General features: G+C 72.0%; 19 protein-coding genes. 12 read left to right on the top strand and 7 right to left on the bottom strand.

The window, feature by feature from the left end; genetic code table 11:
* Nucleotides 1–167: 167 nt before the first annotated feature.
* The gene (locus tag ACFWFZ_RS07430) at nt 168–1,562 is read right to left on the bottom strand and encodes an FtsW/RodA/SpoVE family cell cycle protein (protein WP_387117924.1); all 1,395 of its coding nucleotides are present in this window, start codon (nt 1,560–1,562) and stop codon (nt 168–170) included.
* Between the two features lie 561 nt (nt 1,563–2,123).
* On the opposite strand from ACFWFZ_RS07430, the gene groES reads away from it, so the two are divergent.
* Nucleotides 2,124–2,432, top strand: coding sequence for a co-chaperone GroES (gene groES / locus ACFWFZ_RS07435; protein WP_030230757.1), 309 nt, complete (start codon nt 2,124–2,126; stop codon nt 2,430–2,432).
* Between the two features lie 111 nt (nt 2,433–2,543).
* Nucleotides 2,544–4,172 carry a chaperonin GroEL gene (gene groL, locus ACFWFZ_RS07440; RefSeq protein ID WP_387117928.1) on the top strand — a complete coding sequence of 543 codons (1,629 nt, stop codon included), beginning with the start codon at nt 2,544–2,546 and terminating at the stop codon, nt 4,170–4,172.
* Between the two features lie 69 nt (nt 4,173–4,241).
* Here groL and ACFWFZ_RS07445 read toward each other — a convergent pair whose 3' ends face one another.
* The 3 genes from ACFWFZ_RS07445 to ACFWFZ_RS07455 form a co-directional block, all read right to left on the bottom strand.
* The gene (locus ACFWFZ_RS07445) at nt 4,242–4,952 is read right to left on the bottom strand and encodes an ester cyclase (RefSeq protein WP_387117931.1); all 711 of its coding nucleotides are present in this window, start codon (nt 4,950–4,952) and stop codon (nt 4,242–4,244) included.
* A gap of 106 nt (nt 4,953–5,058) precedes the next feature.
* Complete coding sequence (locus ACFWFZ_RS07450; RefSeq protein ID WP_387117934.1) at nt 5,059–5,832, bottom strand: SDR family NAD(P)-dependent oxidoreductase; 774 nt, start codon at nt 5,830–5,832, stop codon at nt 5,059–5,061.
* Between the two features lie 31 nt (nt 5,833–5,863).
* Nucleotides 5,864–6,550, bottom strand: coding sequence for an MOSC domain-containing protein (locus ACFWFZ_RS07455; protein ID WP_387118387.1), 687 nt, complete (start codon nt 6,548–6,550; stop codon nt 5,864–5,866).
* Between the two features lie 88 nt (nt 6,551–6,638).
* Here ACFWFZ_RS07455 and ACFWFZ_RS07460 point away from each other — a divergent pair, with 88 nt between their 5' ends.
* Nucleotides 6,639–7,538: a LysR family transcriptional regulator gene (locus tag ACFWFZ_RS07460; RefSeq protein WP_031147857.1), complete on the top strand. Its 900-nt coding sequence runs from the start codon at nt 6,639–6,641 to the stop codon at nt 7,536–7,538.
* Nucleotides 7,539–7,758: 220 nt separating this feature from the next.
* On the opposite strand, the gene ACFWFZ_RS07465 is transcribed toward ACFWFZ_RS07460, so the two are convergent.
* Entirely contained in the window at nt 7,759–8,085 is a 327-nt protein-coding gene (locus ACFWFZ_RS07465; RefSeq protein WP_030027725.1) for a WhiB family transcriptional regulator, read from the bottom strand.
* Between the two features lie 388 nt (nt 8,086–8,473).
* Here ACFWFZ_RS07465 and ACFWFZ_RS07470 point away from each other — a divergent pair, with 388 nt between their 5' ends.
* The 4 genes from ACFWFZ_RS07470 to ACFWFZ_RS07485 all read left to right on the top strand — a co-directional run bounded on the left by ACFWFZ_RS07470 (nt 8,474) and on the right by ACFWFZ_RS07485 (nt 12,998).
* Nucleotides 8,474–9,085, top strand: a complete 612-nt coding sequence (locus ACFWFZ_RS07470) for a response regulator transcription factor (protein ID WP_003948568.1) — start codon at nt 8,474–8,476, stop codon at nt 9,083–9,085.
* A gap of 375 nt (nt 9,086–9,460) precedes the next feature.
* The gene (locus ACFWFZ_RS07475) at nt 9,461–10,090 is read left to right on the top strand and encodes a sigma-70 family RNA polymerase sigma factor (protein WP_030659530.1); all 630 of its coding nucleotides are present in this window, start codon (nt 9,461–9,463) and stop codon (nt 10,088–10,090) included.
* 114 nt (nt 10,091–10,204) lie between these two features.
* Nucleotides 10,205–11,713: an IMP dehydrogenase gene (guaB, locus tag ACFWFZ_RS07480; protein ID WP_387117938.1), complete on the top strand. Its 1,509-nt coding sequence runs from the start codon at nt 10,205–10,207 to the stop codon at nt 11,711–11,713.
* A gap of 160 nt (nt 11,714–11,873) precedes the next feature.
* A complete protein-coding gene (locus ACFWFZ_RS07485) occupies nt 11,874–12,998 on the top strand; it encodes a GuaB3 family IMP dehydrogenase-related protein (protein WP_362056643.1) in 1,125 nt (374 codons plus the stop codon).
* Nucleotides 12,999–13,063: 65 nt separating this feature from the next.
* Here ACFWFZ_RS07485 and ACFWFZ_RS07490 read toward each other — a convergent pair whose 3' ends face one another.
* Together ACFWFZ_RS07490 and ACFWFZ_RS07495 are read right to left on the bottom strand one after the other, a co-directional pair.
* On the bottom strand, nt 13,064–13,231 hold the full coding sequence (locus tag ACFWFZ_RS07490) for a hypothetical protein (protein WP_387117941.1): 168 nt from the start codon (nt 13,229–13,231) through the stop codon (nt 13,064–13,066).
* Nucleotides 13,232–13,279: 48 nt separating this feature from the next.
* Nucleotides 13,280–14,509, bottom strand: a complete 1,230-nt coding sequence (locus ACFWFZ_RS07495; protein ID WP_387117944.1) for a nucleotide sugar dehydrogenase — start codon at nt 14,507–14,509, stop codon at nt 13,280–13,282.
* 228 nt (nt 14,510–14,737) lie between these two features.
* Between ACFWFZ_RS07495 and ACFWFZ_RS07500 the strand changes: the two genes are divergently transcribed.
* The 5 genes from ACFWFZ_RS07500 (at nt 14,738) to ACFWFZ_RS07520 (ending at nt 25,577) form a co-directional block, all read left to right on the top strand.
* Nucleotides 14,738–16,444, top strand: a complete 1,707-nt coding sequence (locus ACFWFZ_RS07500) for a glycerol-3-phosphate dehydrogenase/oxidase (RefSeq protein WP_387117946.1) — start codon at nt 14,738–14,740, stop codon at nt 16,442–16,444.
* Between the two features lie 695 nt (nt 16,445–17,139).
* Nucleotides 17,140–19,323 carry a serine/threonine-protein kinase gene (locus tag ACFWFZ_RS07505; RefSeq protein WP_387117949.1) on the top strand — a complete coding sequence of 728 codons (2,184 nt, stop codon included), beginning with the start codon at nt 17,140–17,142 and terminating at the stop codon, nt 19,321–19,323.
* Nucleotides 19,324–19,400: 77 nt separating this feature from the next.
* Nucleotides 19,401–22,070, top strand: a complete 2,670-nt coding sequence (locus ACFWFZ_RS07510; RefSeq protein WP_387117952.1) for a protein kinase — start codon at nt 19,401–19,403, stop codon at nt 22,068–22,070.
* A gap of 125 nt (nt 22,071–22,195) precedes the next feature.
* Nucleotides 22,196–23,842, top strand: a complete 1,647-nt coding sequence (locus tag ACFWFZ_RS07515) for a protein kinase (RefSeq protein WP_387117955.1) — start codon at nt 22,196–22,198, stop codon at nt 23,840–23,842.
* A gap of 103 nt (nt 23,843–23,945) precedes the next feature.
* A complete protein-coding gene (locus ACFWFZ_RS07520) occupies nt 23,946–25,577 on the top strand; it encodes a succinic semialdehyde dehydrogenase (RefSeq protein WP_387117958.1) in 1,632 nt (543 codons plus the stop codon).
* Nucleotides 25,578–25,587: the final 10 nt, after the last annotated feature.

The following is a 25,587-nucleotide window of genomic DNA, read 5'->3' on the forward strand; positions in this document are numbered from 1 at the left end:
CGGGGGTGCGAGGAACGAGCGCCCTTGAGGGGCCGGCCCGACACGGACAGACGATGGGACTGACGGGAAACCCCCAGGACGTCTCTGATACCGCCCAGCACGGACACCGCTCCCGAAGCCACCCCGTGCCTCTTCGTCTCCTCTCCGCCTCCTCCCCGCCTCCGCCCCTACACCCCCATCACCGGGGTGATCGTGGTTTCCGCCGGGCCTCGGGCGTCGGCCTCGCGTTGGCGTTCCGCGCTGTCGCTGATGCGGAGGAGGAGGGCGACCATGACCCAGTTGGCCAGGAGGGACGAGCCGCCCTTGGCCAGGAAGGGCAGGGCCTTGCCCGTGAGGGGGATCAGGCCCGTGACGCCTCCGGCGACCACGAAGACCTGGAGCGCCAGCGCCGAGGCCAGGCCCACCGCCAGCAGCTTGCCGAAGGGGTCGCGGGCGCCGAGTGCCATCCGCAGCCCGCGCTGCACGAGGAGCGCGTAGAGGATCAGTACGGCCATGACCCCGGCCAGGCCGAGTTCCTCACCCACCGTCGTGAGGATGAAGTCGCTGCGGCCGGCGAACTTGATCAGCTCGGGGTGGCCCATGCCGAGGCCGGTCCCCGAGATGCCGCCGGTGCCGAAGCTGAACAGCGCCTGCGCCGACTGGTCCGAGGTGACGCCCGGGGGAGGGGTGTCCCAGTAGACGGAGAGCGGGTTCAGCCAGGCCGCCACGCGCGCCTTGACGTGCGGCTCCGTCGAGCCGACCACGAAGGCCCCGACCGAGGCCATGAGCACGCCGCACACGATCCAGCCGGTGCGCTCGGTGGCGACGTACAGCATCACCACGAAGACGCCGAAGAAGATCAGCGACGTACCCAGGTCCCGCTCGAAGACCAGCACCAGCATCGAGAGGATCCACACCGTGACGATGGGTCCGAGCTGGCGCATCGGGGGCAGTCGCATGCCGAGGAACCTGCGGCCCGTCAGGGCGAGGGAGTCGCGGTGGATGACCAGGTAGCCGGCGAAGAAGATCGCGATCATGATCTTCACGAACTCGCCGGGCTGGACCGAGAAGCCGAAGAGGATGATCCACCGCTTGGCGCCGTACGTGTCCGCGCCGAAGAACGCCGGCGCGATCAGCAGCACCAGCGCGACCGCCATCGTGATGTAGATGAACCGCTGGAGCAGCCGGTGGTCGCGCAGCAGGGCCAGCACCGCGATGCAGGCGGCGACGCCGACCACCGTCCACAGGAGCTGGCCCGGGGCGTTGGCGTCCGAGTTCCACCGCTCGATGTAGCCCTGGTCGAGCCGGTGGATCAGCACCAGCCCCAGCCCGGTCAGCAGCATGGCGAGCGGGAAGACCAGCGGGTCCGCGTAGGCCGCGAAGCGGCGTACGCCCAAGTGCCCCACCAGCGACAGCAGCGTCATGCTGATGGTGAAGCCGGCGAGGTTGGGCGGGAGCTCGCCGTTCATCGCGAGGCCCGCGGCCGCGTGCCCGAAGACGGCGATGGCGATGACGAAGACGAGGAGCAGCGCCTCGGTGCGGCGGCGGACGCCCGCCGCCGCCAGGGGCCTCAGTCCGCGCACGGGATGCCGCCGACGTCCTTGGGGGCGGACGGGGCGTACGGGGAAGGCGTCGCGAGCGCGGAGCGCGGACGGGGTCTCGTGCCCGTGGAGGCGCCTGGTTCGCCGGGGCTGGCGGAAGCTTTGGGTCCGATCTGCTCGGCAATGAGGCGCTTTATCTTCATATCGTCTACGACGTTGATGTCCTCCCCAAGGTTCCTTCCGAACCTCCGACGGGAGTGTCGTGAACCGCACCCGGCCGCCGGACAGGCACACCCGCACGCCCCCGATCACCCGCGCGACCCGCGCGGGAGCGGTGCCGGCCGGGTGCCGTCGATGCGTCAGGGAAGCCGGTCGGCCGAGCTGCCTGCGAGGCGCCCCGCAGGGGATCCGCGCAACGCCCGGACCGCGGGAATTGGCACTCCGCTTGACCGAGTGCTAATCACCGGAATAGTCTCGCACCTGGCACTCGCCCCCGGTGAGTGCCAACACAGCGACAGGCAGGTCCGGCACCCGCGACGACGGATCGACCTGGTCGCCACCTCAGACAGTTAACCCCGGATCTCCGAAGGGGGAGGTCGGATCGTGACGACCGCCAGCTCCAAGGTTGCCATCAAGCCGCTTGAGGACCGCATTGTGGTCCAGCCGCTCGACGCCGAGCAGACCACGGCCTCCGGCCTGGTCATCCCGGACACCGCGAAGGAGAAGCCCCAGGAGGGCGTCGTCCTCGCGGTTGGCCCGGGTCGCTTCGAGGACGGCCAGCGTCTCCCGCTGGACGTCAGCGTCGGCGACATCGTGCTGTACAGCAAGTACGGCGGCACCGAAGTGAAGTACAGCGGCGAGGAGTACCTCGTCCTCTCGGCTCGCGACGTGCTCGCGATCGTCGAGAAGTAATTTCGCTTCACAGCACTGCTTTGAGCTGCGCCCCTGGTCACCCCGCTGATTGCCGGGCGGCGAGGGGCGCAGCCCGTTAAACCGAGTTTTCGAGAGGGCTGAACCGCTCCCATGGCGAAGATCCTGAAGTTCGACGAGGACGCCCGTCGCGCCCTCGAGCGCGGCGTCAACAAGCTTGCCGACACGGTCAAGGTGACGATCGGCCCCAAGGGCCGCAACGTCGTCATCGACAAGAAGTTCGGCGCCCCCACCATCACCAACGACGGTGTCACCATCGCCCGCGAGGTCGAGCTGGACGACCCGTACGAGAACCTGGGCGCGCAGCTCGTGAAGGAGGTGGCGACCAAGACCAACGACATCGCGGGTGACGGCACCACCACCGCCACCGTGCTGGCCCAGGCGCTGGTCCGCGAGGGTCTGCGCAACGTCGCCGCGGGTGCTTCCCCGGCCGCCCTGAAGAAGGGCATCGACGCCGCGGTCAAGGCCGTCTCCGAGGAGCTCCTCGCGACCGCCCGCCCGATCGAGGACAAGTCCGACATCGCTGCCGTGGCCGCGCTCTCCGCGCAGGACGCCCAGGTCGGCGAGCTCATCGCCGAGGCGATGGACAAGGTCGGCAAGGACGGTGTCATCACCGTCGAGGAGTCCAACACCTTCGGCCTGGAGCTGGAGTTCACCGAGGGCATGGCCTTCGACAAGGGCTACCTCTCCCCGTACATGGTCTCCGACCAGGAGCGTATGGAGGCCGTCCTCGACGACCCGTACATCCTGATCAACCAGGGCAAGATCTCCTCCATCCAGGACCTCCTGCCGCTGCTGGAGAAGGTCATCCAGGCGGGTGGCTCCAAGCCGCTGCTGATCATCGCCGAGGACGTCGAGGGCGAGGCGCTCTCCACCCTCGTCGTCAACAAGATCCGCGGCACCTTCAACGCGGTGGCCGTCAAGGCCCCGGGCTTCGGTGACCGCCGCAAGGCGATGCTGCAGGACATGGCCACCCTCACCGGTGCCACCGTCATCGCCGAGGAGGTCGGCCTCAAGCTCGACCAGGCCGGTCTGGACGTACTGGGCTCCGCCCGCCGCGTCACCATCTCCAAGGACGACACGACCATCGTCGACGGTGGCGGCAGCCACGAGGAAGTCCTCGGTCGCGTCAACCAGATCAAGGCCGAGATCGAGTCCACGGACTCCGACTGGGACCGCGAGAAGCTGCAGGAGCGCCTGGCGAAGCTCGCCGGCGGCGTCTGCGTCATCAAGGTCGGCGCCGCCACCGAGGTGGAGCTCAAGGAGAAGAAGCACCGTCTTGAGGACGCCATCTCCGCGACCCGCGCCGCGGTCGAGGAGGGCATCGTCTCCGGCGGTGGCTCCGCGCTCGTCCACGCCGTCAAGGTCCTTGAGGGCAACCTCGGCCTGTCGGGCGACGAGGCCACCGGTGTCGCGGTCGTGCGCCGCGCCGCCGTCGAGCCGCTGCGCTGGATCGCCGAGAACGCGGGCCTTGAGGGCTACGTCATCACCTCGAAGGTCTCCGAGCTCGACAAGGGCCAGGGCTTCAACGCCGCCACCGGCGAGTACGGCGACCTGGTCAAGGCCGGCGTCATCGACCCGGTGAAGGTCACCCGTTCCGCGCTGGAGAACGCCGCTTCCATCGCCTCCCTGCTGCTCACGACCGAGACCCTGGTCGTCGAGAAGCCGGCGGAGGACGAGGGCGACGCCGGTCACGGCCACGGTCACGGCCACAGCCACTGACCCGCTCGACGTCGAAGGCCCCGTTCCGCAGCCGTGCGGAGCGGGGCCTTCCCCGTGTGCGGGCGCTCCCTAGGCCGCGTGGGGCGATGCGGTTCCACCCATCTGGCGCTGCAGGGCGCCGGGGTTGTAGTGCCACCAGCCCTCGATGATCTCTCCGCCCTGGCATCGGAAGGTCGTGGTTCCGGACATCTCGTACGTCTTCCCGGTCGGTGCGACCCCCATGAACTCTCCCTTGTGGGTGCCGCGCCAGTTCCACACGGTCGTGACCATGTCGCCCTCGGCCACCTGGGCGATCGGTTCGAAGGTCATGTCGAAGGCGGCGCGCCACGTCTCCATGTCGGAGCGCATGCCCTCGCGTCCGATGACGGTGGGCTCCTCCTTGCTGGCGTCGTGGTCGATGTAGTTCGTCGCGAAGCACTTGTCGAGGACGCTCATGTCGCCGGCCGTGGCGACGTCCTGGAACACCCGGTTGCAGAGCTGCTTGTTGAGGTGTTCGTCGCGGACCACGTCGAGGTTCATGAACTTCGGCATTCCCTCGCAGAGGGCCACCATCTCCTGGAACATCCGGTCCGTCTCAGGGAGCTGAGAGTTCTTCATCGCCTCCTCGTACGAGTCGAACTCCACCATGTCCACGAAGTGGTTCTTGGCCTCGCGGTCCTGGCCGATCATCGTGTGCGTGGCGGTGCGCCTCCCGCTGCTCTGTTCCGCCCAGCGGTCGATGAGCGCGTTCATCTCATCGAACCGCGTGGTCTCATAATCGATCACCTGTACGAATGTCATCGCGTCGCCTCCCGCTGGAGATGGGACATGTCCAGTTTAGGGAGGCTTAGGCAGTTTGGCGGTTTCAGTGGGACCCCGACGGAGGCTTACCGACGGGTCACGAGCGCTACTGGGGCCCGTACTTGCGGCCCGTCCGCGAGGACACCCCGCCCAGCAGCCCGCGCGGCGCCAGTTTCACCACGCCCATCAGCGCCTTGTACCGCGGGTCCGGGATCGACACCGTCTTCCCGCGCGCCAGGTCCGCCAGCGCCGCAGCCACCAGCTTGTCGGCGTCCAGCCACATCCAGCCGGGGATGCTGTCCGTGACCATGCCGGCGCGCTGGTGGAACTCCGTCCGCACGAAGCCGGGGCACAGCGCCATCAGCCGGACCCCCGACCCCGCCATGTCCCGCGCCGCTCCCTGGGTGAACTGCACGACCCAGGCCTTGCTGGCCCCGTACGTACCGCGGGGTACGAAGGCGGCCACCGAGGCCACGTTGATCACGCCACCGCGGCCGCGCGAGCGCATCGACTCCGCAGCCGCCGAGGTCAGCCGCAGCACCGCCTCGACGTGGACCTTGAGCATGGTCAGCTCGTCGGCCATGGAGACCTCGAGGTAGCGGCCCTTGTTGCCGAAGCCGGCGTTGTTGACCAGCAGGTCGACCGGGTGCGTACGGTCGCCGAGGCGCTTCTCCACCGCAGCGATGCCCGCGTCCGTGGAGAGGTCGGCGGCCAGTACGTCGGCCTCGATGCCGTGCAGGTCGTGCAGCTCCGTGGCCTGCTCGCCGAGCCGCTTGGTGTCGCGCGCCACCAGCACGAGGTTGTGCCCCTGGGCGGCCAGCCGCCGGGCGAAGGCGGCGCCGATGCCCGCCGTGGATCCCGTAATCAACGCAGTCGTCATAGGCGCAACCTAGCCGCCTCGGATGACAGCGTTATCGCGCCCCGGCCCCGGCCCCGTACTTCTCCACGTACTGGCGCACCTTCTCGTGCGCCTCCGGCTCCATCGCCGTCCCCGCGGCCCGGGTGCGCGGCAGCAGGGCGCGCTCCGTGGTGAAGGCGCGGAACCACAGCTGGACCGTCACGTCGTGGTCCGGCCGGTGGATGATCTCGATGGGGTCGCCGGGGGAGACCGAACCCTCCTGGATCACCCGCAGGTACGCACCCGGCCGAGCCTCCCGGGTGAACCGCCTGACCCAGCCGGCCTCGCCCAGCACCCCCTGGAAGGTGCGGCACGGGATGCGGGCGGAGGCCACTTCGAGGACGAGGTCCGCGCCGACCCGCCAGCGGTCGCCGAGCCGCGCGGTGTTCAGGTCGACGCCGGAGGTCGTGAAGTTCTCGCCGAAGAGGCCTGCGGGCAGTTCGCGACCCAGCTCGCGCTCCCACAGGTCCAGGTCCTCGCGGGCGTACGCGTAGACGGCCTGGTGGTCGCCGCCGTGGTGGCGCCGGTCGCACACCGTGTCGCCCTCAAGGCCGCTGCCGAGGCCGGTGGCCTTGGCGCCGGGGGCGACGACGCGGACCGGGCCGGGGACGGGGCGCTTGCCGATGCCCGTCACCCCGCTCTCCGCGTCGGTGTGCTCGGAAGGGGTGGCGGCGCCGAGGTTCACGGAGATCAGATGCATGGGACCCATGGGCACAGGCTAACCGCGCAACCCCAAAGCGGCACAGAGGTATTCGCGCAAGCGTCAAAGCGGGCCTTATGCTCACAGGGTGATCGAGGCACGTCATCTCCGGGTACTGCGCGCCGTCGCCGGGACCGGATCATTCTCCGCCGCCGCGCGCGAGCTCGGCTGCACCCAGCCCGCCGTCTCCCAGCAGATGAAGGCGCTGGAGCAGTCGGCCGGCACCCCGCTGCTCATCCGCACCGGTCGCGAGATGCGGCTGACCCAGGCGGGCGAGGCCCTGGTCCGGCACGCCGCCGGCATCCTGGCGGGGCTGACCGCCGCCGAGGAGGAGGTCGCGGCCATCGCCGGGCTGCGCGCGGGCCGGGTGCGGCTCGTGTCCTTCCCCAGCGGCAGCTCCACCCTGGTGCCGACCGCGCTCGCGGCGATGCGCGCCGAGCACCCGGGCACCCGCATCTCCCTCGTCGAGGCCGAGCCGCCGCGGTCGGTGGAGATGCTGCGCGAGGGCGACTGCGACCTGGCGCTGGCCTTCCGCTACGGAGGCTCCGCCGGGTCCGCCGCCGAGTGGGAGGACCTCGTGGTGCGGCCGCTGCTGACCGACCGGCTCGTGGGACTGGTCCCCGAGGGGCACGCACTGGCCGGCGCGGAGCGCGTGGGCATGGCGGAGCTGGCCGACGAGCCCTGGATCGCGGGCTGCCCGCGCTGCCGCCGCCATCTGGTGGAGGTGTGCGAGGACGCGGGCTTCACCCCGCGCATCGACTTCGCCACCGACGACTATCCGGCCGTGGTCGGCCTGGTCGGCGCGGGGCTGGGCGTGGCCGTGCTGCCGGAGCTCGCGGTGGAATCCGTACGGGCCAAGGGCGTCAGCACGCTCGTCGTGGAGCCGGCGGTCGAGCGGGAGGTCGTGGCGCTGACGCTGCCCGACCTGGCCCGGGTTCCGGCCGTGGCGGCGACCCTGGCCGAGCTGGAGCGGGCGGCGACGCGCTGACCGTACGCCCGGGCCGGACGGCCCTGAGAACACGCTCGGCCCGGACGGCCCTGACCGCACGCCCGGCCCGGACGCGCCGACCGGCTGGGTGCGGCCGGAGGCGCCGACCGCACGCACGGGGGCGCGTACGGCCGAACGCGTGAAACCGGGACCGGGCGGCGACACGCCCGGGCGTGCGGATGGTGCGGAGGAAACGTTCCTTCCGTCGTTTCGTCGGCTCTCAGTGCGGCGCGATCGGTCCGATCGCACTCGACGCGGGGATCAGTCGGTGCCGGGCGCGGCCCATCAGTTCCTCGCGCTCGTCCTCCGTGAGGCCGCCCCACACCCCGTAGGGCTCCCGGACGGCGAGTGCGTGCGCGGCGCATTCCGAACGAACCGGGCATCGCATGCAGACCTCTTTAGCCGAGGCCTCACGCGCGCTCCTGGCCGCGCCCCGCTCGCCTTCCGGGTGGAAGAAGAGGGAGCTGTCGACCCCGCGGCAGGCGGCTAGCAGCTGCCAGTCCCAGAGGTCGGCGTTCGGTCCGGGGAGGCGGGAGAAATCTGCCATTGGTAGTCCTCTTGGTGCCGGTACTGAGGCGGATAGGTCCATGTCTCCAAGGGTCTCCACACCTACTGTCGGAGTAGATGTAAATATGACTCATTGGGAATCTAGCCTCAGACACGTGCCAAACGGAAGGAAAGCCGCCAAATAGGGCATAGCTCCAGATGGAGGACAGGCGGGTTGCGCCTCCGCCGCCGTGATCGCTTCCTCACGTAGAGTGCCGAAGGTGTCCGTCCGACCCGTAACTCTTTCGAGTGACCATCGTTGAGAGTGCGAAGGCGGTTGAACCCACAAGTTCTCGGACAGGTGTCCGGGAGCATCGACCGCACAGGTGACGATACGTACCAGCCTGGAGGCTCAAGGTGACGCGCATCAGCAGCTGCGGAGGGCGGTCATGACATCCGTCCTCGTCTGCGACGACTCCCCGCTTGCCCGAGAGGCGCTCCGTCGCGCGGTTGCCACCGTGCCCGGCGTCGAGCGTGTGACGACGGCGGCCAACGGCGAGGAAGTCCTCCGCCGCTGGGGCGCCGACCGCTCCGACCTGATCCTGATGGATGTACGGATGCCCGGGCTCGGCGGTGTGGAGACGGTACGCCGCCTCCTCTCGGCCGACCCCGGCGCCCGCATCATCATGCTGACGGTCGCCGAGGACCTGGACGGCGTGGCCCTCGCGGTCGCCGCCGGCGCCCGCGGCTACCTGCACAAGGACGCCTCGCGCGCCGAACTGCGGGCCACGGTCACCCAGGCACTCGCCGACCCGACCTGGCGGCTGGCCCCGCGCCGGCTCCGCTCCGCCGAGATGGGCGCCGCGCCCACCCTCACCGCGCGCGAGATCCAGGTGCTGGAGGGCATGAGCCACGGCCGGTCCAACGCGGAGATCGGGCGCGAGCTCTTCCTCTCGGAGGACACGGTCAAGACCCACGCCCGCCGGCTCTTCAAGAAGCTCGGTGCCTCGGACCGCGCGCACGCCGTCGCACTCGGCTTCCGCTGGGGTCTCGTCCGCTGACCCGGCCGCGGCCGGGCCCCGCCCGGTCCGCCGCACACCGCGGATCGTCGAGAGCGGTCCCGTCCGCCACCGGTGGACGGGGCGGCGCGCCGCTCTTGCCGTCGCCCGGCGCCTCCCGGCGCCTCTTCTCGTCGCGGTAGCCCCGTCCCGCCGTACCCGGTGCGCACCCGGGGGTTGGCGGGGCACAATCCGGGGGACGTCTCGCTTCGTGCGCGATGCCGCATCCTTGAGGGTGTGGAGTCTCTCGGGGACTATTCGGCCGAGCGGGAGGGGAGGGCGCAGATGCAGAGTTCCGGCGCACCCGCTCATAACGCTTCGACGCACAACAAGGGCCACGGTGCCGCGGATGCTCCGGCGCCAAGGCACCATGGACGGATGCGCGACGACGAGGCCCTGGGGTCCCCTGCGGCCACAGGCCCCACCGGCGCCGCCGGAGGCGGCAGTGCCGGGGGCGTCAGCGCGCTCGTCCGCCGGGCGGTGGAGGGCGACGAACAGGCCACTCACGACCTGCTCGCCTTCGTGCACCCCCTCGCGATCCGCTACTGCCGCACCCGGCTGTCACGGCTCCCGGGTGATGCTCGCCACTTCGTGGAGGACCTGGCGCAGGAGGTCTGCGTCGCCGTCCTGATGGCGCTGCCGCGCTACCGGGACACCGGTCGGCCCTTCGAGGCATTCGTCTTCGCCATCGCCGCGCACAAGGTCGCCGACCTGCAGCGGGCCGCCATGAGGCACCCGGGCAGCACGGCCGTGCCGTCGGACGAGATGCCCGAGCGGCCGGACGACTCGCTGGGCCCGGAGGAGCGCGCGCTGCTCAGCAGCGACGCCGCGTGGGCCAAGAAGCTGCTGGCGAACCTTCCGGAGAACCAGCGCGAACTCCTCGTACTGCGGGTGGCCGTCGGGCTGACCGCGGAGGAGACCGGTCAGATGCTCGGGATGTCCCCCGGAGCCGTGCGCGTGGCCCAGCACCGGGCGCTCAGCAGGCTCCGCGCGCTCGCCGAGCAGTAGGCCTACCCGTAGGAAACTACGAAACTTTCGGTTGACCTTGGTCGTGGAATGAGACGCGTCGGGATCCCGTTAGCATGGACATCCGCGCTGAGCAAGACCATTTGGGAAGGTGTCATGACTGACAGCGGTTCGACTGGAGTGCCCGACAAATTCGCCACGCTCGGACTGACCTACGACGACGTGCTGCTGCTGCCGGGCGCGTCGGACATGGCGCCGAACGACATCGACACCTCCTCCCTCATCTCCCGCAACGTGCGCGTGAACATCCCGCTGCTGTCCGCGGCCATGGACAAGGTCACCGAGGCCCGCATGGCCATCGCGATGGCCCGCCAGGGCGGCGTCGGCGTGCTGCACCGCAATCTTTCGATCGCCGACCAGGCCAACCAGGTCGACCTCGTCAAGCGCTCCGAGTCCGGCATGGTCACCGACCCGATCACGGTGCACCCGGACGCGACGCTGCGCGAGGCCGACGAGCTCTGCGCGAAGTTCCGCATCTCCGGCGTCCCGGTCACCGACCCGGCGGGCAAGCTCCTCGGCATCGTCACCAACCGCGACATGGCCTTCGAGTCGGACCGCAGCCGCCAGGTGCGCGAGGTCATGACGCCGATGCCGCTGGTCACGGGCAAGGTCGGCATCTCCGGCGTGGACGCCATGGAGCTGCTGCGCCGCCACAAGATCGAGAAGCTTCCGCTGGTCGACGACGCGGGCGTCCTCAAGGGCCTCATCACGGTCAAGGACTTCGTCAAGGCCGAGAAGTACCCGAACGCCGCCAAGGACGAGGAAGGCCGCCTGCTGGTCGGTGCCGCGGTCGGCGTCGCCGGTGACGCGTACGAGCGCGCCCAGGCCCTGATCGAGGCGGGCGCCGACTTCATCGTCGTCGACACCGCCCACGGCCACTCCCGCCTGGTCGGCGACATGGTCGCCAAGATCAAGTCGAACGCCACCGTCGACGTCATCGGTGGCAACGTGGCCACCCGCGACGGCGCCCAGGCGCTGATCGACGCCGGCTGCGACGGCATCAAGGTCGGCGTCGGCCCCGGCTCCATCTGCACCACCCGCGTCGTCGCCGGCATCGGCGTCCCGCAGGTCACCGCGATCTACGAGGCCGCGCTCGCCGCCAAGGCGGCCGGCGTCCCGGTCATCGGCGACGGCGGCCTGCAGTACTCCGGCGACATCGCGAAGGCTCTCGTCGCGGGCGCCGACACGGTGATGCTCGGCTCGCTGCTCGCGGGCTGCGAGGAGTCCCCGGGCGAGCTGCTCTTCATCAACGGCAAGCAGTTCAAGTCCTACCGCGGCATGGGCTCGCTCGGCGCGATGCAGTCCCGTGGCGACCAGCGTTCCTTCTCCAAGGACCGCTACTTCCAGGAGGGCGTGGGCGGCGACGACAAGCTCATCCCCGAGGGCATCGAGGGCCAGGTGCCCTACCGCGGTCCGCTGTCCGCGGTCGTCCACCAGCTCGTCGGCGGCCTGCGCCAGTCGATGTTCTACGTGGGCGGGCGCACCGTGCCGGAGCTCCAGGAGAACGGCCGCTTCGTACGCATCACGTCGGCGGGCCTCAAGGAGAGCCACCCGCACGACATCCAGATGACCGTCGAGGCCCCGAACTACAGCCGCCAGGGCTGAGCAGGCGCCATGCGAGAGGGGCGGACCCGGGTCACACCGGGTCCGCCCCTCTCGCATGGCGTCCGTACGCCACGTCACGTCCGTACGGCGGTCACCGGAACGCGGCCCGCCGGGGTTCGGGGATACTGGACGGGCAGACCCAGAGGAAAGGCCACCACACGTGACTGAGATCGAGATCGGGCGCGGCAAGCGCGGCCGCAGGGCGTACGCGTTCGACGACATCGCCATCGTCCCGAGTCGGCGTACCCGGGACCCGAAGGAGGTCTCGATCGCCTGGCAGATCGACGCGTACCGCTTCGAGCTCCCCTTCCTGGCCGCCCCCATGGACTCGGTCGTCTCCCCGCAGACCGCGATCCGCATCGGCGAGCTCGGCGGCCTCGGCGTGCTGAACCTCGAAGGCCTGTGGACCCGTTACGAGGACCCGCAGCCGCTGCTCGACGAGATCACGGAGCTGGACGAGGAGGCCGCCACCCGCCGGCTCCAGGAGATCTACTCCGCGCCGATCCAGGCGGACCTGATCCGGCAGCGGATCAAGGAGGTGCGCGACTCCGGTGTCGTCACCGCCGCCGCCCTCTCCCCGCAGCGCACGGCCGAGTTCTCCAAGGCCGTCGTCGACGCGGGCGTGGACATCTTCGTGATCCGCGGCACCACCGTCTCCGCCGAGCACGTCTCGGGCGCCGCCGAGCCGCTGAACCTCAAGCAGTTCATCTACGAGCTGGACGTCCCGGTCATCGTCGGCGGCTGCGCCACCTACACGGCGGCCCTGCACCTGATGCGCACCGGCGCCGCGGGCGTGCTGGTCGGCTTCGGCGGCGGCGCGGCGCACACGACGCGCAACGTGCTCGGCATCCAGGTCCCGATGGCGACCGCCGTCGCGGACGTGGCCGCGGCCCGCCGCGACTACATGGACGAGTCCGGCGGCCGCTACGTGCACGTCATCGCCGACGGCGGCGTGGGCTGGTCCGGCGACATCCCGAAGGCCGTCGCCTGCGGCGCGGACGCCGTGATGATGGGCTCCCCGCTGGCCCGTGCCACCGACGCGCCCGGCAAGGGCAACCACTGGGGCATGGAGGCCGTCCACGAGGACGTGCCGCGTGGCAAGAAGGTCGACCTGGGCACCGTCGGCACCACCGAGGAGATCCTCACCGGTCCCTCGCACAGCCCGGACGGCTCGATGAACATCTTCGGCGCGCTGCGCCGCTCGATGGCCACCACCGGCTACAGCGAGCTCAAGGAGTTCCAACGGGTCGAGGTCACGGTCGCGGACTCGCAGCACAGCCGCTGACCCGTTCCACGCACGTACGCCGGAGGGCCGGCACCCCGCTCGGGGTGCCGGCCCTCCGCCGTGTGTCAGAGCCCGAGGTACAGCGTCACGGCGTGTTCGATTTGGGCGAGCTCGTACCGGTCCAGACAGTGCACCGGCTCGCCGTGGACGAACGACACGTCGATCGTGCGGATCTGGTCGACCAGCAGCCGAGCGGCCTTTCCGGCGATCTGTGCAACGAATGTTGCACACACGGCCGGGTGGCGTCAGCGGGCTGCGGCGGCCCGACGGCGCACTCGCGCTCAGAGGCGGTGGGCCGCGCCCACCGGGCTGGCGCCGCGGGTGTCCAGGAGCAGCTGCGCCTTCACCGCCAGGGCCTGCATGTCGTAGGTGCGGTGGTGCTGGAGGAGGATCGTCAGGTCGGCGTTGGCCGCGGCCTCGTACAGGGACTCGGCGCGGGGGACCGGCTGGTCCCGGACGCGCCAGCCCGTGATGTACGGGTCGTGGTAGCTGATCAGTGCCCCGAGGTCGATGAGGCGGCTGGCGATCTCGCCGGCGGGGGAGCCCTCCTGGTCGGCGAGGTCGGGCTTGTAGGTGACCCCGAGCAGCAGGACGCGGGCTCCGCGGGCGGACTTGCCGTGCTCGTTCAGCAGGGTGGCGGAGCGCTGGATGACGTACTGGGGCATCCGGTCGTTGATCTCCTGCGCCAGGCCGACCATGCGCAGCGGGTGCCCGGGGGTGCGGGTGGTGTGGGGGAGGTAGTTCGGGTCGAGGGGGACTCCGTGGCCGCCGACGCCGGGGCCGGGGCGGAAGGCCTGGTAGCCGTACGGCTTGGTTTCGGCGCAGCGGATGACGTCCCACAGATCGACGCCGAGGTCGTGGCAGAGCACGGCCATCTCGTTCATCAGGGCGATGTTGACGTGGCGGTAGTTGGTTTCGAGGAGCTGGACGGTCTCGGCCTCGCGCAGGCCTCGGGCGCGGACGACCTTCTCGGTGAGGCGGGCGTAGAAGGCGTGCGCGGACTCGGTGCAGGCCGGGGTGAGGCCGCCGATCACCTTGGGGGTGTTGGAGACGCCGTGCGTCCGGTTGCCGGGGTCGAGGCGGCTGGGGGAGTAGGCCAGGTGGAAGTCCCGGCCGGCGCGGAGTCCGGATCCCTCCTCCAGGATCGGCCGCAGGTAGTCCTCGGTGACGCCGGGGTGGACGGCGGATTCGAGGATCACCGTGGTGTGCGGGCGCAGCCGCGCGGCGAGCGCGCGGCCCGCGCCGCCCACGGCGGAGAGGTCCAGCGCGCGGTCGGCGCCGAGCCGGGTGGGGGCGCAGATGACGGCCGTGCGGACCCGGCCGAGCTCGGCCGGGTTGGTGGTGACCCGGAAGCCGGCCGCCGACATGCGGCGGATCTCGGCGGCGGAGAGAGTGGAGTCCGTGACCGGACCGCTGTCGTAGCCGACCGTCTCGATTCCGGCGGCGACGGCCGCCTGCGCGAGCGGGAGGCCGAGATGGCCCAGTCCGATGACGGCGAGGTCTGCGGGCATGGGGATGCCGTCCCTTCCCTGGCGTGAGGTGGTGCCGCGCGAGTCCACCGAGGACAGGGGAGCTGGCGCAATGTCAGACTAGGCTTATATATGACCGATATGTCGCATTCTGGGGTGAACGCCGCCGTTGTGTTGTCCACAGGCGGTGGCTGATGTGGATGCGGGACGTCAGAATCGGGAAACGGGGGCATGTGAGCGGGATCTCACCCGCACCAACGGGAGGCAGCCGTGAGGACAGCGACACTGGGGCCGGAGCAGCGAGCCGTGGCCTTCACCCGGATGGCCGAGCGGGAACTGGACGTGCTGGTCGTGGGCGCGGGCGTGGTCGGTGCCGGCACCGCGCTGGACGCCGTGACGCGCGGCCTGTCGACCGGGCTGGTGGAGGCGCGGGACTGGGCCTCGGGCACGTCCAGCCGCTCCAGCAAGCTCATCCACGGCGGCCTGCGGTACCTGGAGATGCTCGACTTCGCCCTCGTACGGGAGGCGCTGAAGGAGCGCGGCCTGCTGCTGGGGCGCCTCGCGCCGCACCTGGTGAAGCCCGTGCCCTTCCTGTACCCCTTGCAGCGCAAGGGGTGGGAGCGGTTCTACGCCGGAGCCGGCGTCGCGATGTACGACGCGATGTCGGTCTCCAGCGGCCACGGACGGGGACTGCCGGTGCACCGGCACCTGTCGCGCACCCAGGCGCTGCGGGTGGCTCCGGCGCTGCGCAAGGACGTCCTGGTGGGCGCCCTCCAGTACTACGACGCCCAGATGGACGACGCGCGGTACGTCACCACGCTCGTGCGGACGGCCGCGGCGTACGGGGCGCACTGCGCCAATCGGGCGAGGGTCGTCGGCTTCCTGCGCGAGGGCGAACGGGTGGTCGGCGCGCGCGTGCGGGACGTCGAGGGCGGCGTCGAGTACGAGATCCGCGCGAAGCAGGTCGTCAACGCCACGGGAGTGTGGACGGACGACACCCAGGCGCTGATCGGGGAGCGCGGGCAGTTCCACGTGCGGGCCTCCAAGGGCATCCACCTGGTGGTGCCGAAGGACCGCATCCACTCGACCACCGGACTGATCCTGCGGACCGAGAAGTCCGTGCTGTTCGTCATCCCGTGGGGCCGGCACTGGATCGTGGGGACCACGGACACCGACTGGGACCTGGACAAGGCGCACCCGGCGGCGTCCAGCGCGGACATCGACTACCTGCTGGAACACGTGAACTCGGTGCTGGCGGTGCCGCTGACCCGGGACGACGTCCAGGGCGTGTACGCGGGCCTGCGGCCGCTGCTGGCCGGCGAGTCGGACGCAACGAGCAAGCTGTCGCGCGAGCACACGGTGGCGCATCCGGTGCCGGGGCTGGTGGTGGTCGCGGGCGGCAAGTACACGACGTACCGGGTCATGGCGAAGGACGCGGTCGACGAGGCGGTGCACGGGCTGGACCAGCGGGTGGCGCCGTGCGTGACGGAGGACGTGCCGCTGGTGGGGGCCGAGGGGTACCAGGCCCTGTGGAACGCGCGGGCGAGGATCGCGGCCCGGACGGGGCTTCATGTGGTGCGGGTGGAGCACCTGTTGAACCGGTACGGGACGCTGACGGAGGAACTGCTGGAACTGGTCGCCGCCGATCCGGAACTGGGCAAGGCGGTGACCGGGGCGGACGACTACCTGCGGGCGGAGGTGGTGTACGCCGCCTCGCACGAGGGAGCGCGGCACCTGGACGACGTGCTGACGCGGCGGACGCGGATCTCGATCGAGACCTTCGACCGCGGGACGCGGTCGGCGCGGGAGTGCGCGGAGTTGATGGCACCGGTGCTGGGATGGGACAAGCAGCAGATCGAGAAGGAAGTGGAGCACTACGAGAAGCGGGTCCAGGCGGAACGGGAATCGCAGCGGCAGCCGGACGACCAGACGGCGGACGCGGCACGGCTGGGGGCACCCGACATCGTTCCGTTGTAAGTCCGGGATGCGGAAGGCGGAACCGCAGACCCGGGGGGTCCGTCCGTTGCGGAGTGAGGAACAATGATGGCTCTGCCGGGGCGGGTTACCGTGGGCCCCGGCCGCCGGGTCGCTCAGCCGCTGGGACGGGCGGAGCAGCGGCACGATCGCAGAGGGGACGCATGTCGAAGCCGGAGCACACCGAGTCACCTGCCGGGGCGCCTGCGGCGAAGCGTGACGATGGCGCCCCTGCCGGAGCGCCTGCGGCGAAGCCCGAGGATGTTTCCGTGCCTGCGGCAAGGACTGCCGCTGACGCGGAGCCTGATGGGCCGAAGGCCGCCTCGGCGCCTGCGGCGAAGCCTGACGGTGCGGCTGCGGCGGAGTCGGAGCGGGACGGTGACGTGAAGCCTGTGGCTGCGGAGGCGGGTCCGGGCAAGGCCGTGCCTGCGCCTGCGGCGGAGCCGGACGGTGACGTGAAGCCTGTGGCTGCGGAGGCGGGTCCGGGCAAGGCCGTGCCTGCGCCTGCGGCGGAGCCTGGCGGTGCGGCTGCGGCGGAGTCGGAGCGGGACGGTGACGTGAAGCCTGCGGTTGCGGAGGCGGGTCTGGGCAAGGCCGTGCCTGCAGCGCGGGCTGCCGCTGACGCGAAGCCCGCCCCTGCGGCGGAGCCTGGCGGTGCGTCTGCTGCTGCGGCGGAGCCGGACGCTGACGTGAAGCCTGTGGCTTCGAAGCCGCGCCTGGGCAAGGCCGCGGCAGCGGCAGCGGCGGACGCTGACGTGAAGCCCGCCCCCGCGGCTTCGAAGCCGCGCCTGGGCAAGGCCGCGTCCGAGGGTGATTCCGCGTCCGCTGCGCAGCCGGCGGCTTCGAAGGCGGCCGTGGGGGCGACCGGTGCGAATCCCGTCGTCGAGAAGGCCGATGCCATGGCCGCCGCCGTGAAGGCCGCCGCCGCCAAGGCGGCCGGGGGCGCGCAGGACGAAGGCCGGCTGCTGGCTGGTCGGTACCGGCTCAGTTCGGTGCTCGGCAAGGGCGGTATGGGCACCGTCTGGCGGGCCCAGGACGAGACCCTGGGCCGCACCGTCGCCGTCAAGGAACTCCGCTTCAGCAGCGGCGTCGACGAGGACGAGAAGCGCCGCCTCATCACCCGCACCCTCCGCGAGGCCAAGGCCATCGCCCGGATCCGCAGCGGCGGCGCCGTCACCGTCTACGACGTCGTCGACGAGGACGCCCGCCCGTGGATCGTCATGGAGCTCATCGAGGGGCCCTCGCTCGCCGAGTTCATCCGGGAGAACGGCCCCCTCACCCCGCACCGCGCCGCCGAGGTCGGCCTCGCCGTGCTCGACGTCCTGCGTGCCGCGCACGGCCAGGGCATCCTGCACCGCGACGTCAAGCCCTCCAACGTGCTCATCGCCGGCAACGGCCGTGTCGTCCTGACCGACTTCGGCATCGCGCAGGTCGAGGGCGACCCCTCCGTCACCTCCACCGGCATGCTCGTGGGCGCTCCCTCCTACATCTCGCCCGAGCGCGCCCGCGGTCAGAAGCCCGGCCCGCCGGCCGACATGTGGTCGCTCGGCGGCCTCCTGTACGCCTCCGTCGAGGGCGTCCCCCCGTACGACAAGGGGTCCGCGCTCGCCACGCTCACCGCGGTGATGACCGAGCCCGTGGACCCGCCGAAGAACGCCGGCCCGCTCGCCGAGGTCATCTACGGCCTGCTCGCCAAGGACCCGGCCCGCCGCCTCGACGAGGGACGCGCCCGGGCGATGCTCACCGCCGTCCTCGCCGCGCCCGAACCGGCACCGGCCCCCGTGCCCGCCGCCGCCGAGGAGACCCGGCAGATCTCGCTGGCGGACGCCCGGCAGGCCGCGGAGCAGGCCACCGCCGAGAAGGCCGCAGAGAAGGCCGCCAAGAAGGAACGGGAGCGCCGCGAGCGGGAGCAGCGCGAGCGCGCCCGCGCCGCGCTGAAGGCCGCCCGCAAGGCGCAGACCGCCGCCCCGGCCGCCGCGGCCGCGAAGGCGGCTTCGGCCGCCGAAGCGCCCAAGGGCCGCCCCACCTCCGTCATCGCGCCGCTCACCGACGTCATGCCGCGCCGCACCATCGCGCTGGCCGTGGTCGCCGTGGTCGCCGTGCTCGCGGTGGTCGGCTCGCTGATCGCCTGGGCGATCAGCGGCGACGACAAGGACAAGAAGGACCAGGGCAAGGGCGGCCAGGCCACCCCGGCCGCCTCCGCCCCGCAGACCTCGGGCGGCGCCGACCAGGGCTCCCCGAAGCCGTCGGGGAACACCGGCGAGTCGGGTGGTACGGACGGCACCGCCGGTGCCGGCACCGGTACCGACGCGGGCGCCGGCGGCCAGGGCCAGGGCCAGCAGACCGCCGGCCAGGGCCAGGGCCAAGAGCAGCAGGGCCAGGGACAGGGCCAGGGCGCCACGACCGGCGGAGCGGGCGGCGCGCTCCCCGCCGGGTACGCGATGGTGACGGAGCCCGGGTTCCACTTCTCGATGGCGATGCCCGAGGGGTTCAAGCGGACGGCCACCGCGGGCGACAACTCCGGCGCGATATTCAGCCGCGACGGCGGATTCCCTCGGATCCAGGTCGACTTCACCGGCAAGCCGGGCGACGACGCGGCCCTCGCCTGGGGCAAGCTGGCCCCCGCCGTGAGCGGCAGCAGCAAGGGCTACCGCCAGATCCGCATAGACAAGGCGGAGTACCGGGGCTACCCGACCGTCGCGGACTGGGAGTTCGAGCGGGAACAGAGCGGGATGAGGGTCCGGGTGCTCAACCGCGGCTTCAAGGTCGACGCCACCCACGGCTACGCCATCATGATCAGCTGCCCCGCCGACCAGTGGGACGGCGCCGAGTGCACCCAGATGCGCAACGTCGCCTTCGAGACCTTCCGGCCTCTCGGCTGACCCCAGGACGCAGACGCCCCCGTCGACGTATCGTGTCAGCGGGGCCCTGGGGGCCTGCCGCACTCGGGGGAGGCGATGTGGAGGAGTACGCGGGCCGGATCCTGGCCGGCCGCTACCGCCTGCCGCTGCCGCCGTCCGACGCGTACGAACTGGTCGAGACCCGGGCCTTCGACACGCGCAGCGGACAGGAAGTCCTGGTACGGCAGCTGCCGTTGCCGGAGGTCGTGGACGCCGAACTGGTGGACGGGCCCCTGGCCGTCCCGGCGGCACGCCGCGCTCCCGCCGACCTGCCGGCCGTGCGGCGCGCGATCGAGGCGGCGCAGGCCGCGGCCTCGATTCCCGACCACCCCCGGCTGGACCAGGTCTTCGACGTGTTCGCCGAGGGCGAGTCGCTGTGGATAGTGAGCGAACTCGTCCCGGCCAGACCACTGGCCGCGCTGATCGCCGACGAACCGCTCAGCCCCTACCGCGCGGCTGAGGTGGCGTCGGACGTGCTGACCGCGCTGCGGGTGCTGCACGCGCACGGCTGGACCCACCGGAACATCACCGTCCGCACGGTGTTGGTGTGCGAGGACGGCCGGGTCGTGCTGACGGGCCTGGCGGCCGGCGCCGCGGAGGAGGCCCTCTGCGGGTACGACCCCGTCCCCCGCACCGACGACTCCGGTCCCGACGAGCGCTGGGGCGCGAGCCCCGCCTCCGCAGCCGCCCCGGCCCCGTTACCGGCTCCGGTACCGGACCCTGCGGTTCCCGCTCCTCCGGTTCCGGCTCCTCCGGTTCCGGCTCCTCCGGTTCCGGCTCCTCCGGTTCCCCCGGCCCGCGGGTCCGGCGCGCCGGACGACGGCGGGTACGCGCCGCTCGTGGCCCCCGGATACGACACCGGGCCGCGGTACACCGACCACATCACCCCCGGCCGGCCGCAGGACGGGCCCGACATCCAGGCCGCCGCACGCGCCGGGGTCGTCGCCGCGTACCGGGCGGGGACGCGGGCGGCGGCCGCCCGGGTCACCGAGCAGCGCAAGGCAGAGGCAGCCGGCGGGAGCGGTGCCGCTGCCGCGATCGAGGCCGGGCCCGGCGCCGCGCCCGAGCGCAGGCCCGGGGGATCGACCCTCCCGCAGGGGTACTCGTACCCGTACGGCGGCGGATCGGAGGCCCGGTCGGGCGGCGCCTGGCACGGCGCGACCCCGCGCCGCCCGGCCCTGGCGCAGCCTGAGCCGCGGTGGGAACCCGAGCCGGAGCCGGAGCTGGAGCCGAAGCCCGAGCCGAAGCCGAAGCCGGAGCCGGAGCCGGAGCCGGAGCTGGAACGCGAGCCGCGGCCCGGGCCGCGGCCCCAGCGCGAGCCCGGACCCGAGCCCCGACCCGTGTCCCCGCCGAGGCCCGAGCCTGCCCCGCCGGCGTGGGGCCGGGCCGACCCGCCGGCCGCTCCCGCCCTGCCCGCGCAGCTCGCGCTGCCGCAGGGCTACCGCCAGGCCGAGCCCCCGGGACGCCCGGCGCCCGGCGGTCCCCTCCCGTCCCCCTCCCCGACCCCGGAACCGGCCCCGCAGCGCCCCCCGCAGGCGGCCCCCTGGACCGGGCTCGACGCCGAGCGGGCCCGGCACACCCGCATGGCCGTGGTCGGCGCGGTCACCGAGCGGTGGGCCCCCGAACAGGCCGGCCCCGTGCACGGGCACTGGCAGCTGGCGGCGCCCGTCGGGCCCGCCACCGACCTCTGGGCGCTCGGCGCGCTGCTCTACCGCGCCGTGCAGGGGCACGCCCCGTACCCGGAGGACAGCGTCGCCGATCTCGTCGAGATGGTCTGCGCCGAACCCCCCGCCTTCGCCGAGGAGTGCGGCGCGCTCCGCCCGGTCGTGGAGTCCCTGCTGCGCCAGGACCCCACCGAGCGGCCCGACTTCGAGGAGCTGCGCGGCTGGCTGCGCTCGCTCGTACGCTCCGCTCCCGAGCCGGACGCCGGTCTCGGCGTGCTCCCGATGCCCGATGCGGACCCCGCGCGGCTGCCCGTCGTACGCCGCCGCGGCGAGGTCCACGGGCGCCACCGCAACCCCACGGCCGCCCGCGGGCCGCGGGCGCTCGGCCGGACCCTGCTCGTCGGCATCCTGGTCCTCCTCGCCGGGGCCGTCGCGTACGCGATGCTGTTCATGCCCCGGGCCGGTGCGCCGCAGGAGCAGGACGGTCCCGGGGAGGCCACCGCGCACACGTCGTCGGCGCCGAGCCCCTCCCAGGTGCCCTCCGGTACGCCCGAGTCCAAGCCCGCGCCGCAGACGACCGGGCCCGCGGCGTCGCAGGCCGCCCCGGCGCCGGCCCCGCCCGGCTACACCACCCAGCAGGACCCGGAGCACTTCGAGATCGCCGTCCCCGAGGGCTGGGAGCGCCGAGGGATCAACGAGGCGGGCCAGGTGCGGTACACCGACGGGGCGTTCGTGCTGACCGTGGTCCCCGGCCGGGACAAGGTCGAGGGCAATCCCGACCCGGCGGCGTACCAGAAGGACAAGGAGCCGGAGCTGACGCCCTACCGGACCTCCACCTGGGCGACCGTCGGGGACGTGAAGACCACCAGGGTCGGACAGCAACTGCGGGCCACGGGACGGTACACGTGGATCGACGGGACCGGCCGCAACGTCTTCGCCCGCAACTTCGTCGTCGCGCTGGCCGGCAGTTACCACGTCGTCCTGGTGACCGGTCCGGAGGACGAACAGACCAAGGTCACCGAAGTCTTCGAGAAGGCCACGGCGAGTTACAAGGCGGGCGGATGAGCGGATACTGACGACTGATCAGTACGGCGATTGCGTCACAGTGCCGTCTTTCGGCGCCCGGGCGGTTCCGACAGCCCCCGTGGGCTCCGTAATCTGGCCTGAAGTGCAGAGAGCGGCGGGAATTCGTGGAACAGCAGACAGGTGGGGGCGCCGTGCTGGCGGGCCGGTACAGGCTCGTCGAGCCGATCGGCCGTGGCGGTATGGGAAAGGTGTGGCGCGCGCATGACGAGCTGCTCCACAGGACCGTCGCGGTCAAGGAACTGACGGCGGGTCTGTACGTCGCCCAGGCCGACCGGGACGTCATGCACGCCCGGACCCAGAAGGAGGCGCGGGCCGCGGCCCGGATCCAGCACCCGGCGGTGGTCACCGTCCACGACGTGCTGGAGCACGACGACCGGCCGTGGATCGTCATGGAGTACATCGACGGTCCCTCCCTGGCGGACGCGGCCAAGGCGGCCGGACGGATCGAGCCGCGCGAGGCGGCCCGGATCGGACTGCACGTGCTGGGCGCGCTGCGCGCCGCGCACGCGGTCGGCGTGCTGCACCGGGACGTGAAGCCGGGCAACGTGCTGCTCGCCAAGGACGGGCGGGTGCTGCTCACGGACTTCGGGATCGCCGCGATCGAGGGCGACTCGTCCATCACGCGCACCGGCGAGATCGTGGGCTCGATCGACTACCTGGCGCCCGAGCGGGTCACCGGCGGCATTCCCGACCCGTCCTCGGACCTGTGGTCGCTGGGCGCCACCCTCTACACGGCGGTGGAGGCGCGCTCCCCGTTCCGCCGCACCTCGCCCATCTCCAGCCTGCAGGCCGTGGTGAACGACGAGCCGCCGGCGCTGCGGCAGGCCGGGGTGCTGGGTCCGGTGATCACGTCCCTGCTGCGCAAGGATCCGACGGAGCGGCCCTCGGCGGAGGAGGCCGAGCGGATGCTGCTGGAGGCGATGGAGGGCCGTGAGCCGAAGGCGGCGCACGCCTACGTCCCGACGCGGGCGGTCACCTCCGAGGAGCTCGCCCCGGCGCAGGAGCCGCGGCCCGAGGAGCCGGCCCCGCACGAGGACGTCGCGCGGACGGCGCCGCTGCCCGAGCCGGCGGTGTCCGGGACGGTGTCCGCGCCCGCGCCCGCCGACCGGGACGGCGGCTGGGTCAAGCGCGCCGCGGTGGTGGCCCTGGTGGCGGCGCTGCTCGGCGGCGGCGGGGTCTTCGGGATCCTCAAGTACACCGGGGACGACGGGAAGGACGGCAACGCGGACAAGGTCGCGAGCGCGCCGGACGGTCAGCCGGGCGACAACGGCAAACCGCAGGCGGCGACCCCGCCGGCCGGCTACACGAAGGTCGTCGACCCCATCGCGGGCTTCACGCTGTTCGTCCCGGAGGGCTGGAAGCGTCAGGCGAACGGCGACCAGATCGACTACACCCCGAACGACGGCAAGCACTTCATCCGGATCGCCGCCGATCCCAGCCCGGACTACAAGGACCCGTACGGACACCTGCTGGACCTGGAACAGCAGGTGGCCCGGCGGACCGACTACAAGAAGCACCAGCTGAACCAGAACACCTTCCGGGGCAGCACCCGAGCCGCGCTCTGGGACTTCAGCTGGACGGAGAAGGTCAACCACCCCGGTCCGCGCAGGGCCCGGGAGCAGATGTACATCGCCCCGGACGAGACCGAGTACGCGATCTACATGTCGAGCCCTGTCGCCGACTGGGACAAGACCCGCCAGCAGTTCGACATCGTGCTCAGCGGCTGGGAGCCGCCCGCCAAGAAGCCCTGATCGGCACCGACCCGGGCATCCTGCCAGCGATCACTGGCGGAAAAGGCAAAATCCGGTTACCGGCGGGTACCCAAAGGCTGCCCGGCGCAATACGCTCACCGGCATGACGGACTCGCAGGCCTCCGACGCCCCCCTCCGCACCGCACCGCAGCCCACCAACCCGGTCGCCCCGGCCCCGGCAGGCGCCCGCACGGCCGCCGACGTGGTGACCCCCGACCTGGTCGCCCGGCTGACCCGCGGAGTGATCGGCTCCGGCCGCACGGCCAACCACACCCCCTTCACCGGGGACCGGCTGGCGGAGCTTCCCGAGGCCACTCCCGAGGACGTCGCCGAGGCCTTCGACCGGGCCCGCGCCGCGCAGCCCGCCTGGGCCGCCGTACCGGTACGCAAGCGGGCCGCCGTCCTGCTCCGCTTCCACGACCTGGTCCTGGCCCGGCAGGCCGAGGTCCTCGACCTGATCCAGCTGGAGACCGGCAAGGCGCGCCTGCACGCCCACGAGGAGGTCCAGGCCGTCGCCGTGTCCGCCCGCCACTACGGCCGCAGGGCGCCCTCGTACCTGCGGCCCAAGGGCCACACGGGTGCGATGCCCACCCTCACCAAGGTGACCGAGCTGCGCCAGCCGCGCGGGGTCGTCGGCCAGATCGCCCCCTGGAACTACCCCCTCGAACTGTCCGTCGGCGACGCCCTGCCGGCCTTCGTCGCGGGCAACGCGCTCGTCATGAAGCCCGACACCGAGACCGCGCTGACCGCCCTGTGGGCCCGCGACCTGCTGATCGAGGCCGGGCTGCCCGCCGAGGTCTTCCAGATCGTCCTCGGCGAGGGCCCCGTCGTCGGCCCCGAGGTGGTCCGGCACGCCGACTACGTGTCCTTCACCGGCTCCACCCGCACCGGCCGCGAGGTCGCCCGGGGCGCAGCCGACCGCCTCGTCGGGGTCTCCCTCGAACTGGGCGGCAAGAACGCCATGCTCGTCCTGCACGACGCCGACATCGACAAGGCCGCCGCGGGCGCCGTCCGCGCCTGCTTCTCCTCCGCCGGACAGCTGTGCATCTCCATCGAGCGGCTCTACGTCCACGCCTCGATCGCCGACGCCTTCGTCGACCGATTCGCCGCCCGTACCAAGGCCATGCGGCTCGGCGCCTCCCTCGCCTACGGCGCCGACATGGGATCGCTGGTCGGCGAGCGCCAGCTGGAGACCGTGACCCGGCACGTGGACGAGGCCGTCGCCAAGGGCGCCACCCTCGTCGCCGGCGGTACCGCACGCCCCGACATAGGCCCGCTGTTCTACGAGCCCACCATCCTCGACGGCGTCGAGGCACCCATGGCGGTGTGCGGGGAGGAGACCTTCGGCCCGGTCGTCTCCATCTACCGCTTCACCGACGAGGAGCAGGCCATAGCGGAGGCCAACGCCACCCCCTACGGCCTCAACTCCAGCGTCTGGACCAAGGACGCCCGCCGCGGCCACTGCGTCGCCGCCCGCCTGCGCACCGGCACCGTCAACATCAACGAGGGCTACGCCCCCGCCTACGGCAGCGCCCAGGCCCCCATGGGCGGCATGAAGGACTCCGGCCTCGGCCGCCGCCACGGCTCCGAGGGCATCCTCAAGTACACCGAGGCCCAGACCGTCGCCCACCAGCGGCTGGTCCCGATGGCGCCCTCGCTGGGCATGGACGACGAGAAGTACGCGGCGTTCATGACCCGCAGCCTCAAGGTCATGAAGGCTCTCCGACTGCGCTGAGGAGGTAACC

This window comes from Streptomyces sp. NPDC060232 (assembly GCF_042726555.1).
GTDB lineage: Bacteria > Actinomycetota > Actinomycetes > Streptomycetales > Streptomycetaceae > Streptomyces.